The sequence below is a fragment of the Streptomyces harbinensis genome (assembly GCF_900116145.1).
Lineage (GTDB): Bacteria > Actinomycetota > Actinomycetes > Streptomycetales > Streptomycetaceae > Streptomyces > Streptomyces carpaticus.
Genome location: NZ_FPAB01000008.1, coordinates 126,970 through 142,364, shown reverse-complemented (window position 1 = coordinate 142,364; position 15,395 = coordinate 126,970). Strand labels below are relative to the sequence as shown.

Below are 15,395 nucleotides of genomic sequence, written 5' to 3'. Positions count from 1 at the left end.
TAACCCCACCCTTCCTCCGTCAGTGGCGCCTGCCCCGCGGACCTTCCGGGTGGACCGGCCGCACCGTCCCCCTCCGGGAACGGCCCCTGCCGTGCGCGTGCCCGGGGCGATCACACCCGCGCCCCTGACAGCACGTCACCGCACCGCGAGGAGAGCAGCATGCCCCGCCACCAGCCCATCGCCATCATCGGAGCCGGCCTCGGCGGCCTGACACTGGCCCGCGTCCTGCACACCGCCGGTATCCCCGCCGCCGTGTACGACCGCGACGCCTCACCCCTGGCCCGGCCCCAGGGCTGCGTCATCGATCTGCACGAGGACACCGGGCAGGCGGCCCTGCGAGCCGCCGGCCTGCACACCGCGTTCCGCGCGCTGGCCCGCACCGGCACCGGGTCCGTCCGCATCCTCGACCGGAACGCCGCCGTGTGCCGGGAGGAGGAACCGGCGCCGGACACCGTGCGCGCCGACATCGCACGGGGCCGGCTGCGGGATCTCCTGCTCGGCTCGCTCCCCCGGGACACGGTCCGCTGGGGAGCGGGCGTCACGGCGGCGCGGGCGCTGGGCGACGGCCGGCACGAGGTACGGCTCGGCGACGGTTCGGCGTTCACCACCGACCTGCTCGTCGGAGCCGACGGCGCCCGGTCCAGAATCCGTCCGCTCATATCGCCGGAGCGGCCCCGCTACACGGGCATGACACTCCTGGAGGCCGACCTGTCTGACGCCGACACCCGCCATCCGCGGTGCGCCGCGCTCGTCGGCGACGGCATCTTCTACGCGCTGGGGGAGGGGCGGGGCCTGCTGGCGCACCGCCGGCCGGACGGCAGCATCCATGTGTACGCCGCGCTGACCGTCCCGGAGAACTGGGCGGCGGGCCCCGGCACCGGGCCCGCCGCGGTCGCCCCGGCGGCGGCGCTGGAGCACTTCGACGGCTGGGACCCGGGGCTGCGGGCGCTCATCGGTGCGGCCGACGGCCCGCTGACGCCCCGGCCGCTGTACGCGCTGTCCGTTGGCCACCGTTGGGCGCGGTCACCCGGCGTCACCCTGCTCGGCGACGCGGCCCACCTGATGCCGCCGTTCACCGGGGAGGGCGCCAACCTCGCCATGCTGGACGGAGCCGAACTGGGTACCGCACTCGCCGCCCGGCCGGGCGACACCGAGGGGGCGCTGGCCGCCTACGAACGCGCCCTGTTCCCGCGCGGCGCCCGGTACGCGGCCGAGGCGGGCGCCGTCCTCGACCTCTGCTTCCGTCCCGACGCCCCTCACGGGCTGCTCGCCCAGCTGCCCGGCTGAGGTCCGCGGCCGTCCGGGTCAGCCGGCCAGCAGCGCGGTGAGGTCGTACGCGTGGTGGCCGGCCACCGCGGTGATCTCCCGGCGCCAGGCCGGCCACCCCGTGGCGGTGAACAGCCCCGCCAGCGCGTGCAGTTCACCCCGCCGGTAGGGCAGCGTGCGGGACAGCCGCAGCGCCGCCCGGTGCCGGTCGGTGGCCTCGCCGGTGGCACCCAGCAGCGTCAGGGAACGCCCGGCGGCGTTGTGCGCCTCCGTCAGCGCCCAGGGGTCGCCCTGTTCCCCGGCGATGCGCAGCGCCTCCCGGGTGGCCGCCCGGGCCTCCTCCTCCCGGCCGTCCACCGCGTGCACCTCCGCCAGATACGCGTGCGCGAGCGCCGCCGGCCGGCACAGATCCGGATCGTCCCGGCTCAGCGCCAGCGCCGACTCCAGGACGCCCAGCGCGGTGGCCGGCTCGCCCCGCCCCCGGTGCACGACCCCCAGTTCGGCCAGGAACACCGCCTCCAGATAGCGCACGCCCAGCGCCCGGCTGATCCGCAGCGCCCGCCGGTAGTGCCGGTGCGCGGCCGGCCAGGCGCCGCTGTCCGCCTCGACCCGCGCCAGCGCGCCCAGGGACTTGGCCGTGGCGAGCGGGAGGCCCGCCGCGGTGGCGGTGTCCACCGCCTCCGCCAGCAGCTCCCCGGCCCGTGGCAGGTCGCCCAGCAGCCACCTCCCACGGCCCAGTTGCTCGCACGCGGCGGCCACCACGTCCGGCCACCCCTCCTGCCGGCCCACGGCCAGCGCCCGCCGCGCGTGCTCGTCGGCCGCCTCGACCCGGCCCGCCGTCAGACACGCGTCCACCAGCGTCAGGGACAGCCCGGCCGCCGCCAGCCGGTCCCCGGCGGTGTGCGCCGCCCGCAGCCCGGCCGCCGCCAGCGTCAGCCACTCCGTCACCAGGGTGCGCCGTTTGCAGACGTCGTGCAGCAGGGACGCCAGCGTCCAGGCGACCGGGTACGGCCCGTGCCGCGCGGTGTACTCGACCATCGCGGCGACATTGGGCAGTTCGGCCTCGGCCGGCGCTTCCGGTTCCGCCCCGGGCCCGCCCACCGTGCCGTCCGGGGCCACCGGCCGGGCACGGTGCTGGCCGCCGCCCAGGGCCCGGGCGAGACGGGTGTACCGGGCGGCCAGCCGGCCGACCGCCGCCCGCCGCACCGCCGGGTCCTCCTCCTCGCCCGCCCGCTGCCCGGCGTACGCGCGCAGCAGGTCGTGCGGGAACCGGAACCGTCCGGGCCGGTGCTGTTCCAGCAGATGCGCGGTCGTCAGCGCGGTCAGGGCGCGGCCGGTGTCGGCGGCCGGCAGCCCGCTGACCGCCGCCGCGTCCCGGCGGGTCAGGTCCGGCCCGGGAACGAGCCCGAGCAGCCGCAGCATCCGGCGCGCGGCCGGGTCAAGCCGCCGGTAGGACAGGGTCAGCGACGCCGTCACCGACACCCGCTCGTCGTCCGGCGCGGCGGCGGACGCCAGCGGGCCCTCGGCGGCCAGATGGGTGGCGAGATCACCGGGGGAGAGGCCGGGAACGGTGGCCGCACCGGCCGCCACCACCCGCAGCGCCAGCGGAAGATGCCCGCACAGCCGGGCGATCTCCGCGAGCGGACCCTCGTCCCCGGCCGCGGCCGGGCCCAGGGCGGTGCGCAGCAGCAGCGCCGACTCGCCCGGGGAGAGCACCGGCAGCACCACCCGGTGCGCCCCGGCGACGGCCGCCAGCCCGGTCAGCCCGCGCCGGCTGGTGGCCAGGACCGCGCACCGCCCCGGGCCCGGCAGCAGGGGCCGCAGCTGGGCGGCGTCGGCGGCGTTGTCCAGGACGACCAGCACCCGGCGGCCCGCCAGCACCGAGCGGAACAGCGCCGCCCGCGCGTCCACCCCGTCCGGCACCTGACGGGCCGGGACACCGAGCGCGCGCAGAAAATCCCCGAGGACATCGGCGGGCCGGGCCGGCGCCAGCGGGTCGAACCCGCGCAGATCCGCGAAGAGCCGGCCGTCCGGGAACGCGCCGGACACCCGGTGGGCGCAGTGCACCGCCAGCGTCGTCTTGCCGACCCCGGCGGTGCCCTCCACACACACCAGCGGGGTGCCGCCCGACAGCAGCAGACCGGTGACCTGCCCGGCCTCGGCCTCACGGCCGGTGAACCCCGCGACCGGATGCGGCAGTTGCTCGGGCCGGACCGGTACCGGGGGGACATCCGCGCCCGCCCCGTCCTCCGTGGCGGACACCCGGCGCGGCGCTGGCCGGGCTGGCCCGGCCGGGCCCCCGGCGGCGGGCTCCGGTTCCGGGTCGCCGCCCGCCAGCACCCACCGCTGGGCCGCCCGCAGCCCCGGGCCCGGCTCGGTGCCGTACTCCTCGGCCAGCCGGCCGCGCACCCCCGCGTACACCTCCAGCGCCTCCGTCGGACGGCCGGCCTGCACCAGGGCCCGCATCAGCAACTCGTGCAGCCGCTCCCGCTGCGGGTGCCGGGCGGCCAGCCGGGCCAGCTCCGGTACGTCCCGCGGCCCGCGGCCGAGCACCAGCCCCACGGCGTACAGGTCCTCGTACGCGCCGACCAGACGCTCCGCCATCCGATCGCGTTCCAGCTCGATACCGGGACCGGACAGCCCCTCGGCGAGCGGGCCCCGCCACAGCGAGGTCGCCCGGGTGAGAGCCGCCGCGGCCTGAGCCGCGTTTCCCGCCGCCCGCAGCGCCCGGGCCCCGGCCAGCGACTGTTCGAACTCCCACAGATCGAGGGCGTGCGCCCCGTCGACGCCGGTCAGCGCGTACCCGGCGTCCGTCAGCACGATGCCCGCCGGCTCCGGCAGCGCGCCGCGCAGCCCCGACATGTACTTCTGCACCAGGTTCACCGCACCGGCCGGCGCGGACGCGCCCCACACCGTGTCGATGACCGCCTCCGCGCTCACCGGCCGGGGTGCCCGCAGCAACAGCGCCGTCAGCACCGCGCGCTGCCGCGGCGGACCGAGCGGCACCTCACCGCTCCCCACCCGGGCCCGCACCGGGCCGAGCACCTCGAAACGTACGTTCTCGCCGGTCACCGCCCCTCCTCCCGCCCCCAGTATCACCGACCCGGCGGCGCCCTCCCGCCGTGCGGCCGGGACGCGGACGCCCGCCGTCCGCACGGTACTTCAGCACTTCTTCCAGCGTTCGGTCAGCGGCGTGCGCCATCGTCCGACCGGGCGGCCAACCCCGCCCCCTTTTCCGGACCGGCACATCGCACGAGGAGCGTCCCGTATGTCCCCACCACCCCCGCTGCTGCGCAGGCTCGGCCTCCTCGCCGCCACGCGGCGGCGTGCCGTGCTGATCGCGGGCGCACTCCTGTTCCTGTGCGCCGCCGTCATCGGCTCCGGCGCCATGAACGCGCTGTCGCTGTCCCGCTTCGACGCGCCCGGATCCGAGTCGCACACCGCCGACGCGCTGATCGCCCGGGAGTTCGAGAACGGCAGCCCCAACTACCTGCTGCTGATCACCGCCCGCGAGGGCACCGTCGACGACCCGGCCCTCGCCGCCGAAGCCACCGCCCTCGAAGCGGACCTCGCGGCCGAGCCGGGGGTCACCGCCACCGGCTCCTACTGGTCCCGCGACCGGACCCCAACCCTGGCCGCCGAGGACCGCGGCCAGGCCCTCATCGTGGCCTGGCTGGCCGGGTCGGCCACCGAGGTGCGCGAGCAACTCCCCCTCATCACGGAGAACTTCTCCGACCGGGACACCGACCTGCTGACGGTCCGGCACGGGGGCGCGGACGAGATCTTCCGCGAGGTGGGCCAGGAGGCCGCGCGCGACTTCATCCGCGCCGAACTCGTCATCATCCCCGTCGTCCTGCTGCTCCTGGCGGGCGTCTACCGCCGCTGGACGGCCGCCGCCCTCACCCTGGGGGTCGGTCTCTTCGCCGTGCTCGGCACCCTGGCGATCCTGCGCGGCATCACCGCCTTCACCGAGGTCTCCACCTTCGCCGCCAACCTCGCCCTCGTGCTCGGGCTGGGGCTCGGCATCGACTACGCGCTCTACGTCATCACCCGCTTCCGCGAGGAGAGCGCCACCGGCGCCGACCGCACCGCCGCGGTGGTCCGCACCGTGGAGACCGCCGGCCGCACCGTCCTGTTCAGCGGCGTCACCGTCGCCGCCTCACTGGCCGCGCTCTTCGCCTTCCCCTTCCCGTTCCTGCGCTCCTTCGCCTACGCGGGCATCGCGGTCGTCCTCACCGTCTCGCTCGCCGCGGTGCTGCTGCTGCCCGCCGCGCTCGCGGCCATCGGGCAGCGCACGCTGCGCCGCCGGCCGCCACGCACCACCACCTCCGTGACCGACGGGCGCTGGTACCGGATGACGGTGCGGGTGATGCGCCGGCCGCTGCTGTTCGGGCTGCCCGCGCTGGCCGTCCTGCTGCTGCTGGGCGCGCCGTTCCTGGGAGCGAACTTCGGGCTGCCGGACGAGCGGGTGCTGCCGCCGTCGGCCGCCAGCCGCATCACCCAGGAGCAGATCGGGCAGAACTTCCCGGCCGAGGAGTCCGACGCGCTCCAGGTGGTGGCGGACGAGCCGGGCGATCCGGCCCGCACCGAGGAGTACGCGCTGCGGCTGTCGGAGCTGCCCGGTGTGTTCCAGGTGGACACCGAGGCCGGCTCCTACCGGGACGGCGCGGTCAGCGCCGCGGCCACCGAGGCGTCCGAACGCTTCGCCTCCCCGGACGCGATGTGGCTCTCCGTCATCCCCGGGCAGGACGCGCTGCGCGGCGACATCGCCGACCTGGTGCGGGAGGTACGGGCCCTGGACGCCCCCTACGACGTGCTGGTCGGCGGCACCCCGGCCGCCATGACGGACTTCCGCTCGGCGCTGCTTGACCGGCTGCCGCTGGTCGTCGCCCTCATCGTGCTCGTCACCGTGGTGATCATCTTCCTGATGACGGGGAGTGTGCTGATCCCGCTGAAGGCGACCGTCGCCAATGTGCTGAGTCTGACCGTCATGTTCGGCGCGCTGGTGTGGATCTTCCAGGAGGGGAACCTCTCCGGCGTCCTGGACTTCACCCCCAGCGGGCGGATGGAACCCAGCATCCCGATCCTGATGTTCTGCATCGCCTACGGGCTGTCGATGGACTACGAGGTGTTCATCCTGGCCCGCGTCAAGGACGAGTGGGACCGCACCGGCGACAACACCCGCGCCGTCGCCGTCGGCATCCAGCGCAGCGCCCCGCTGATCACGGCGGCGGCCGGCATCCTGGCGCTGACCTTCGCCGCGTACGCCACCGGGCAGGTCGTCTTCCTCAAGCAACTGGGTGTCGGCATGGCCCTGGCCGTCCTGGTCGACGCGCTGATCATCCGCACCGTGCTGGTCCCGGCGTTCATGCGGCTGGCCGGCGACGCCAACTGGTGGGCGCCGCCCTTCCTGCGCCGGCTGCACGACCGGGTGGGGCTGCGGGAGACCCCGGCCGACCCGGCCCCGGCGGGGGAGCAGGACCGGCAGCCGGCGATCCGCTAGTACCGCACCGCACCGCACGGGGGCGCGGGCCGGCCCGGATCCGGGGGGATCCGGGGCGGCCCGCGCGGTCGCTGCCCCGAGGCGCGGTCAGCCTTTCAGGCCGCCGCTGATCAGGTCGAGCCGCCAGAAGCGCTGGAGGAAGAGCAGCAGCAGGATCAGCGGGATCACCGAGACGGCCGTGCCGACGATCGCGATGCCGTACAGCGCCGGTTCGCCGGAGCCCTTGGACAGCAGGGTGTACAGGCCCAGATTGATCGGGTACTTGTCCTCGTCCGAGAGCATGATGAACGGCAGCAGGAAGTTGTTCCAGTTGCCGACGAACTGGAGCATGAAGATCGTCACCATGCCGGGCAGCATCATGGGCAGCCCGATCGAGGTGAAGATGCGGAACTCGCTCGCCCCGTCGATGCGCGCCGACTCGATCGTGGCGTCCGGCACCGACGCCTCGGCGTACACCCGGGCCAGATAGATGCCGAACGGGGAGATGAGCCCGGGCAGCAGCACCGACCAGTACGTCCCCACCATGCCGATCTCGGACATGATGATGTACTGCGGGATGGCCAGCGTCATCCCGGGCAGCAGCACCCCGGCCAGGATCAGATAGAACAGCGGGGCGCGGCCCCGGAAACGGTACTTGGCGAAGGCGAAGCCGGCCGCCGTCGACACCAGGGTGCACAGCAGGGAGCCGACCCCTGCGTAGTAGAGGCTGTTCAGCGCCCACTGCGAGAACTGTCCCTCGCCGTAGGAGAAGAGGTCCCCGAGGTTGTCCAGCAGTCCGGTGCCGGGCTGGAAGGTGAAGGTGGAGAACAGCTGCGCGTTGGTCTTGGTGGCCGCGACGACGATCCAGGCGACCGGGATCAGCGAGTAGAAGGCGCCGATCAGCAGGATCGCGGTGGGCAGCGCACCGGGGCGCCGCGGGGTGCCCGGCGCGCGCCGGGCGGCCTGGTGGTCCGTCACTTGAAGCCTCCGAAGGCGCGGCGCTGGGTGGCCTTCAGCAGGGCCAGCGAGACGAGCAGGGTGCCGACGGCGAGGAACACGGAGCCGGCGGCTGCCATGGGCAGGTCGTCCCGGATGAAGCCGTCGCGGTAGATGTGCATGAGCGGCACCCAGGTCTGGGAGATCTCCGTGGTCATGGAGCTGAGCATGGTCGGCTCGCCGTAGACCTGGAGGGTGCCGATGAGGGCGAAGAGCCCGGTGAGCACCAGGGCGGGGGCGACCAGGGGGACCTTGATCCGCCAGGCGATCTGCCACTCGGTGCAGCCGTCGATGCGGGCGGCGTCGCACAGCTCGGCCGGGATGCCGCGCAGCGAGGTGTAGATGATGATCATGTTGAAGCCGGTGCCGCCCCAGATGGCGATGTTGGCCAGCGAGGGGTAGATGGCGCCGCCGTCCAGGAAGGGGATGGAGCCCAGGCCCAGCTCCCGGGTCAGATGGCTGAACGGGCTGGTCGAGGGGAGGTACATGAACCCCCACATCAGGGAGGCCACCACCCCGGGGATCGCGTAGGGGATGAAGATCGCGGTCCGGGTGAACCGCTTGGCCCGGGACGCCCCGTGGTCGAGCAGCAGCGCGAACAGCAGGGCGAGGCCGAGGGTGAGCGGGACGGCGATCAGCCCGTAGAGGGCCAGTCGGCCGAACCCGGCCCAGAAGGCCCCGTCGGTGAGGATCTCCGCGTAGTTGGCCAGGCCGACGAACACCTCGTCACGGATGCCGAAGACGCCTTCGTCGACGATGCGCAGGCCCTGGGTGCTGAGGAAGAGGGCGTAGAGGATGGGCACGCCCATGAAGGCGGCGAAGAGCAGCAGCGCGGGGGCGATGAGCACGTACGGCGCCAGGGTGCGCCGCCGTCGCCGGGGACGTTGCCCGGTGCCGTGCTGCGGGGAGGTGGCTGCGGTTGCCATGGGCGGGTCACCTGTCGGGGAGGTCATGGAAGGGCCGTTCACTGCGCGAGCCTGAAGCCGACGCGACGCATCTCCTCGACGACGATCCGCTGGGTCTCGCGGATCGCGTCGGTGAGCGGCGTACCGTCCCGGATCGCCGCGGACATCGCGTCGCGGTAGGCGTCGCCCGCGGTGGAGACGTTCGGGCCCCAGGTGACGTCCGAGACGGTGTTCGCCGCCGCGTGGGTGGCGATGTCCCAGTAGTCCTCCTGCCCCGCCATCAGTGCGGGGGGCGGCCCCTGGGCCGCGGCGGCCTGGCCCGCGACGCACGCCGGGTACTGGCCGGAGGCGATCTGGAGTTCGTAGGCGGCCTCGGCGGTGTTCATCCAGATGGCGAACTCGGCGGCGGCCTGCGGGTGGTCGGAGTTCTTGGTGACGGCCAGCGCGGTGCCGCCCTGGAGGGCGACGGCCTCGCTGTCCTCTTCCCAGCGGGGGAGGGGCGCGATGGCCCAGTCGCCGGCCTGGCCCGCGGCGATGCCGTGGATCACGTCGGGTGCCCACAGGGCGGCCGGCCAGGTCAGCACCTCGCCCCGGTTGACCCGGTTGTTCCACTCGGGGGTGAGCAGCGGCTCGGCCTTGACCAGATCGCGGTCGATCAGGTCCTCCCAGTAGGCGGCCACCTCCAGCGTCCGGTCGTCGCTGATGTCCACCGTCCACTCCCGGTCCTCCACCGTCCACCAGGCGGCGCCCGCCTGCTGGGCGAGCCCGGCGAAGTTGCCGAACTCGGTGGGGGCGAAGGTCGCCAGATGGGTCGACGGGTCGCGTTCGCGCACCGCGGCCGCGACCTCGGCGAACTCCTCCCAGGTGGCGGGGACCCCGATGCCCAGTTCGTCGAAGCGCCGCGCGTTGTAGAGCAGCACCATGGGGCCGATGTCCTGCGGGATGCCGTAGACCTGTCCCTCGAACCGGGTCATCCCCCACACCTCGGGGGTGAAGGCGTCCTCGATGCCGGCGGTGTACTCGGCGATGTCGGCGAGCACATCCGAGACGATCATCGACGGCACGGTGGGGTACTCGACGCAGGAGACGTCGGGGGCGTTGCCCGCCCGGCTGGCGGTCAGCAGCTTCGTCGCCGAGTCCACCCCGCCGCCGGCGTCCGTGTGCCGGACCCGGATGTGCGGGTGCGCGTCGTTGAACGCGGCGACCTTGGCCGCCTGCGACCCGCTCCAGCACCAGTAGTCGAGGGTGATCACCTTGTCGCCCGAGCTGCCCCCCGCACAGCCCGCGACCAGCGCCAGCGCGCCCAGCAGCGCGCCGTATCGGGTAAGTCCGCGCAGTTGCATGCGTTCCCCTCCTCCGGGGCGTGCGCGCCCTCGCGCCCGGCCCGGGTGAACACGCCGATCACCCCCCGACCCGGGGATGTTGGCTCTGTGACGGAGCCAAGCTAGGTCAGGTTTTGCGAGTTGTCACGGGTTCTTGCGCGGATACTTTGGATTATGTGGAGTTGACGCCCGGTGATGGGGGCCGCTTAGCTTTGCTGCAAAGCCAAGTGGTCCGCCACACCACCCCGTTGGCCGAGCCGGCGGCGCACCGAAGGGCCACGAGGAACCACCGAGGACTGGAGTCACCGTGCCGTCCGCCGCCCTGCCACCCCCCGTCGACGCCTGGGCCACGGTCTCCAGGGCCGCCCGCCCCGTACTGCGCGAACTGCTGGTGAACGGCCCGCGCACCCGCACCGATCTCGCCCGGCTCCTCGGCCTCTCGACGGGCAGCCTCACCCGCCTCACCAAACCACTGACCGCCTCCGGCCTCGTCGTGGAGGGCGCCACCGTCCACGACCCCGCCAACGGACGCCCCACCCGCCCGCTGGACGTGGTCGCCGCCGACCACCACTTCCTCGGCGTCAAACTCACCGCCGACCGGCTGTACGCCGTCGTCACCGACCTGCGCGCCCGCATCACCGCCGAGACCACCGAGCCCCTGGAAGCCCCCACCCCCGACGCCGTCAGCGCCCAGATCGCCCGGGTGCGCGACCGGCTCACCACCGCCGGGACGCCCCCCGTCGCCGCCGGCATCACCCTCGGCGGCACGGCACGCCCCACCGCCGACAGCACCACCGCACCGCGCTTCGACGCCCCGTTCCTCGGCTGGCGGGACGTCGAACTGCGCGACCGGCTCACCCGCGGCACGGGCGTGCCCTGCGTCGTCGAGAACGACGTCACCGCCCTCGCCCACGCCCAGCGATGGTTCGGCGCCGCACGCGGCCTGACCGACTTCGCCCTGCTCACCGTCGGAGCGGGCATCGGCTACGCCCTGGTCCAGCACGGCCGGATGGTGCCCGCAGGCGCCGCGGACCTGTCGGCGTTCAGCCACCACGTACTCGACCCCGGCGGCCCGATGTGCACCGAGGGACACCGCGGCTGCCTCGCCTCCTACCTCTCCACCCACTCGGTCCTGGCCGCGGCGGCACACGGCCTGCGCCGGCCGGTGACCCTGGACGAGGTGGCCGCGCTGGCCCGCGCCGGGGACCCGGTGTGCCGGAACGTCCTCGGCCCGGCCGCCTGGGCCCTGGGCGCGGCGCTGGCCACCGTCGCGAACCTCTGCCTGATCAAGGACTTCGTCGTCGCCGGAGAGGGCCTGGTCCTACTGGACGGCGCCCAGCGGTCCATGCAAGCGGGCATCGCGGACCGGCGCCACCGCGACCCCGACTCCCTGCGGGTCACCCTGCTGTCACCCCACTTCGGTGAATGGGCCCGCGGCGCCGCGGTCGCCGCCATCCGGGCCTTCGTCCTGCGGGAGGACTGAACCGGCCGGGCACGGCCGACCGGGCCGGCACACCGCTCCACCGGCCGCCCGGCCCGGTCGGGAATCAGCGTGGCGAAGGCGAACCCGCGGGAGCGCGGCCGAGCCACCTCCGCACCTCCCCGGTGTGCCGGACCCGGTGACCGGACATCACCACCGACCACGGCACGCTCACGCCGGTGTCCGGAGCCCTTACAGCAAGGTGTGTCCGAGCGCCGACTCCGCGAGCCGGGGCAGCACCTGCGGGGCCAGCGTCGGCAGCAAGGGGAGGGCGTACCACCAGTGCTCGCTGGCCAGAACCTCCCGGGTCAGCAGCCGGGCCTGCTCCGCGTCCCGCGTGGCGTCCGCGCCGAGGGCATCGGCGAGGGAGATGAAGCGCAGCACGGAGGCATCCTGTACCGCCCAGCCGTCCGCGGCGGGCGCGACGACCGGGACCCGCCCGAGGTAGGCCGCCACGGCGGCCAGGGCCGCCGTACGCTCCCGTGCTGTCCGGCCCAGCCCTGCCGTGCTCCGTGCCGCACCGAGGTCACCGCGGAACGCCTGGAGAACCGCCCACTCCGCGAACACAAACGTCCCCTCCGCACGCTTCGCCGTGGCCATGTACCGCTCCCAATCCCGCATCCGGCCCGGCGGCAGCCCGATTCCGGGGACGCATCCGGCCGCGTCGAGGAGCGCCTGGACGAGAATCGTGTCCGGCGGCCACTTCTTGATGTCGTTCCGGGGACGGGCGCCGAGGGCGCGCAGGAGTGTGCAGACACTGTCATCCGGCCGTCGTGGATCGGTCAACGCGAGCAGCAACCCGGCGACCTCGGGCAGCAGCCGTTGCCGGGAGATCGACTCCACCGGCAGCATGGCCGCCCGACCCGCCCTGGCGAGTCGGTCCTCGACGATCCGCGCCGCGACATCGGGAGCGTGCGCCGCGAGACCCACGGCCACGGCCGCCGCTGTCCGTTCGACCTGCGGCCGGGCGGAGCGTGCCGCCCCCTCCCGCCCGGCCCACTCCTGGGCAGCTTCCGGCTCCCCGGCGTGGGCGAACGCCTGAGCGATCAGGCCCCGGACGGCGGGATCGTCGTCAACGGGCCCGGTGGCGGCGGCCCGGGCTCGGTCTCCGGCGGCGGTGGTGTGCCCGCCGACCGAGCAGGCCAGCGACAAGGCCGCTGCGGCAGGAGCCAGTTGCTTGGGCTCTCCGGCACGCTGGATCAGGAGTTGCGCCTTTTCGACGTGTCCGCCGGCGGCCAGCGCTCCGGCCAACGGCAGCATCCATTCCTGCGGTCCCGGCACCTGTGCCTTTTCCCCCGAGCGGTGCAAGGCTTCGAGGAGCAACTGCCGGCCACGCACCGGATGGGTCCGCAACGCGGCCACGACGGAGGCGAACGCGGACTCTCCCGCCTGAGCGGGCGGGTCGGCGGCGAAGCGGAACGGAGCGTCCCGCAGTGCCGTGCGGACGGGTTCCCGTACGTCCTCGCCGAACAGATCCAGGGTCAGACGCTCCGGAACCGCCTCCGGCAGGTCTTCGCCGCTCGCCCGGTCGCCCAGACCCTTCAGAGCGAGCACGACCAGCGCCAGCGTGGTGGAGAGTCCGAGGCGCAGCTGCGCCAGCTCCTCCTCGGACCTGGCCCCGGGGGCACGCAGCGCCTCACGCACTTCCCCCAGCGCGCGCCGGGCCAGCGCCCGCGCCTGCTTCGGCCGCGTCCGTGCGAGGGCCATGGCCGCCCGGGCCAGCAGATCGATGTCCGTCAGCGACGACTCGGGCGTCAAACCGGCGCAGAATTCCTCGATGTAGTCCTCGACGCGCCGCTCGGAGAGGGGCTGCCCGCCCAGTTGCTCCTTGGCCAGCTCGCCCCAGAGCCGGAGGGCCTCGGCCCGGGACTCGGTGTCCCCCTCGCTCAGCGCTTCGGCGTGGTGCGCGATCCGGTGGAGCAGGCCGGGCAGCTCCGGGGCGAGCCGCCGGGCCGCGTCCAGGCGGGTCGTCCACGCCGCGTCCTCGCGGAGCAGGACGGCGCGCCACACCGTGTGCGCGGCTTCGTGCATGCCGTGGTCGTGGAGGGTGGTACCGGCCGCCGTCAGTTCCCCGAAACGGTGGTCCTCCTGGTCAGGGGGTAGTTCCTCGGCCGCGGCCCGTTCGGCCCAGGCGGCTGCCTCGCGCGCGATCGCGTGTGCCTCGGGGCTTCCTTCACCGAGCACCTCGACGATGTCGGCCAGCCACACGGCTCTGGCCACGGCACCGGGCGCCGACAGGGCCTGGCCGCGCGCCCGGGTCACGTCCCCGGCCAGGGCGAAGAGCCGGACCAGCTCACGGGGTGCCGGCCGGGCCCGCTGGAGCAGCAGGTGCCGGGACAGGGCGACCTCGGCGGCCACTCCCAGGTCATCGATCTCGCCGACCGGCGCGAGGGTGACCTGGCCCAGGGCCTCGTCGAGCCGCCCCTGGGTGACCAGCCATGTCTGCCGGACGGGATCGGCGACACACCGTGCGAAGTCGGTGCCGCTCAGCAGGTGGGGGTAGTGCGAGACCAGAAACGGGGGAGTGGCGGCGGACCAGCCGCGCTGCCGCCAGGAGCCGGCCCAGGAGCGCAGCAGGTGCAGGGCGCCGGTCCGGGCCTCTTCCGGCACGGCGGGCAGCCGCTCGTCGCTCAGTACCCAGCTTTGGACGTCGAGTGGGTTCGGCAGGAAGTGGATTCCCTCGTCCTCGTACAGGAGGTCTTCGATGCGGGCGCGTTCGCATCCGGTCAGTTCGGCGAGGTCACCCGGGCGCAGGCCGTCCCGGGCCACCGCGAGCAGGTCCGCGACGGTCCTCTTGAGTCCGGTGAGGTCGGCTACCGGGGGCAGTTGCCGGGTCTTCGGCGTGGGAAAGAGAACCCGGACGGAGTCGGGTCGGCGCAACGGGTGGTCGGCCGGGACGTCGTGCGGCAGCCGAGGGGAGGGGCGGCTGGCGACGACCACGCGGAGCGCGGTCGTCCACCCCCGTTTGACGGTGTGCCCGGGCCTGCTCTCCGGCACATGGGGCAGCAGCGCGGCGATGCTGGCCGGGCCCGGCGCGCTCCACCAGGCGGCATCCTCGTCCAGCCCGTCCACGACGATGAGCAGCCGGCGCTTCGCCGAGGCGGAGCGGGCAGCCGCGGCGCGGACCAGCCGCCTAAGTTGTGCGGGAGAAGGTGGGCCTTGCATTACGTGCCCGGTTGGACCGGCAAGCTTCGTCAACTGCCTCGCCAGGTCCGCGAAGAAGTGGTCGGCACTGCCACGGCCCTCGGTGGTTGTGCAGAAGTACGCCACCACGTCGGTGTTCTCCATGGCCAGTGCCCGCCGTGCGACCCCGGCCAGGAGGGCGGACTTCCCCACGCCCCGGGACCCTTGCCACCACAAGTAGGGCGAACTGCCATCGGGCTCGGCCGCAATGAATTCGAGCGTGACCATCAATTCGCTTTTCCGGTCACGGAGTGGCGTGCCCTGGGAGCGATCTGCCCCGGAGGCACTCTTGTTGGACCGCCGCTTGCTCTTCGAGGGGTGGCTGTCGGCCTCTTCGTCTTTCTCGGCCTTTCGCTGCGCGGCCTCGAGCGCTTGACTCCAAGTGACATCGAACACGGCCGGTTCCCCGACCATACGGCGCAGGTGAGTCACGAGCCGCCGCACACCTTCGATGTGGTGGCGGCGCGGTGCAGCCTCCCCTGTACACCAGAATCTGACGTTCAACTCGGGAACACCGGCGATGCGCGCGCACGCAGCCGGGGTGGCGTCTCCGAAAGCTGACGCCTTGACCCGTAGCTCATCCAGTTTGTCGTGAAATGCCCGCTCTTCCTGTTCCCCGTCAGAAGTGACCTTCACAAAACCTCCCTGAATGACTACTGCTGTTAACCTTCGGGCCCGAGCTGCGGAAATGCCGGTGCGGCCACTGGCATCTCAGCCGCTTGTGTGGCCTGCGGGTGGGCCACAGTGGATCCACGGCCTGG

8 protein-coding genes are annotated in these 15,395 nt (G+C 73.9%); 3 read left to right on the top strand and 5 right to left on the bottom strand.

Going from position 1 to position 15,395, the window contains the following annotated elements:
* Nucleotides 1-159: 159 nt before the first annotated feature.
* Entirely contained in the window at nucleotides 160-1,287 is a 1,128-nt protein-coding gene (locus BM385_RS21295) for an FAD-dependent oxidoreductase (RefSeq protein ID WP_093844047.1), read from the top strand.
* Between the two features lie 18 nt (nucleotides 1,288-1,305).
* Here BM385_RS21295 and BM385_RS21290 read toward each other — a convergent pair whose 3' ends face one another.
* Complete coding sequence (locus BM385_RS21290; RefSeq protein WP_175543070.1) at nucleotides 1,306-4,338, bottom strand: AfsR/SARP family transcriptional regulator; 3,033 nt, start codon at nucleotides 4,336-4,338, stop codon at nucleotides 1,306-1,308.
* Between the two features lie 196 nt (nucleotides 4,339-4,534).
* On the opposite strand from BM385_RS21290, the gene BM385_RS21285 reads away from it, so the two are divergent.
* Nucleotides 4,535-6,769, top strand: coding sequence for an MMPL family transporter (locus tag BM385_RS21285; protein WP_093844045.1), 2,235 nt, complete (start codon nucleotides 4,535-4,537; stop codon nucleotides 6,767-6,769).
* 87 nt (nucleotides 6,770-6,856) lie between these two features.
* On the opposite strand, the gene BM385_RS21280 is transcribed toward BM385_RS21285, so the two are convergent.
* From BM385_RS21280 to BM385_RS21270, 3 genes are read right to left on the bottom strand one after another with little or no spacing between them, the layout of a single operon-like run.
* Nucleotides 6,857-7,726, bottom strand: a complete 870-nt coding sequence (locus BM385_RS21280; protein ID WP_019434443.1) for a carbohydrate ABC transporter permease — start codon at nucleotides 7,724-7,726, stop codon at nucleotides 6,857-6,859.
* Entirely contained in the window at nucleotides 7,723-8,670 is a 948-nt protein-coding gene (locus BM385_RS21275) for a carbohydrate ABC transporter permease (RefSeq protein ID WP_019434442.1), read from the bottom strand. The genes BM385_RS21280 and BM385_RS21275 overlap by 4 nt, the downstream gene beginning before the upstream one ends.
* A gap of 38 nt (nucleotides 8,671-8,708) precedes the next feature.
* Entirely contained in the window at nucleotides 8,709-9,992 is a 1,284-nt protein-coding gene (locus BM385_RS21270) for an ABC transporter substrate-binding protein (protein WP_093844044.1), read from the bottom strand.
* Nucleotides 9,993-10,278: 286 nt separating this feature from the next.
* On the opposite strand from BM385_RS21270, the gene BM385_RS21265 reads away from it, so the two are divergent.
* The gene (locus BM385_RS21265; RefSeq protein WP_093844043.1) at nucleotides 10,279-11,454 is read left to right on the top strand and encodes an ROK family transcriptional regulator; all 1,176 of its coding nucleotides are present in this window, start codon (nucleotides 10,279-10,281) and stop codon (nucleotides 11,452-11,454) included.
* Between the two features lie 189 nt (nucleotides 11,455-11,643).
* Here BM385_RS21265 and BM385_RS21260 read toward each other — a convergent pair whose 3' ends face one another.
* Complete coding sequence (locus BM385_RS21260) at nucleotides 11,644-14,787, bottom strand: hypothetical protein (RefSeq protein WP_139275219.1); 3,144 nt, start codon at nucleotides 14,785-14,787, stop codon at nucleotides 11,644-11,646.
* Between the last annotated feature and the right edge of the window lie 608 nt (nucleotides 14,788-15,395).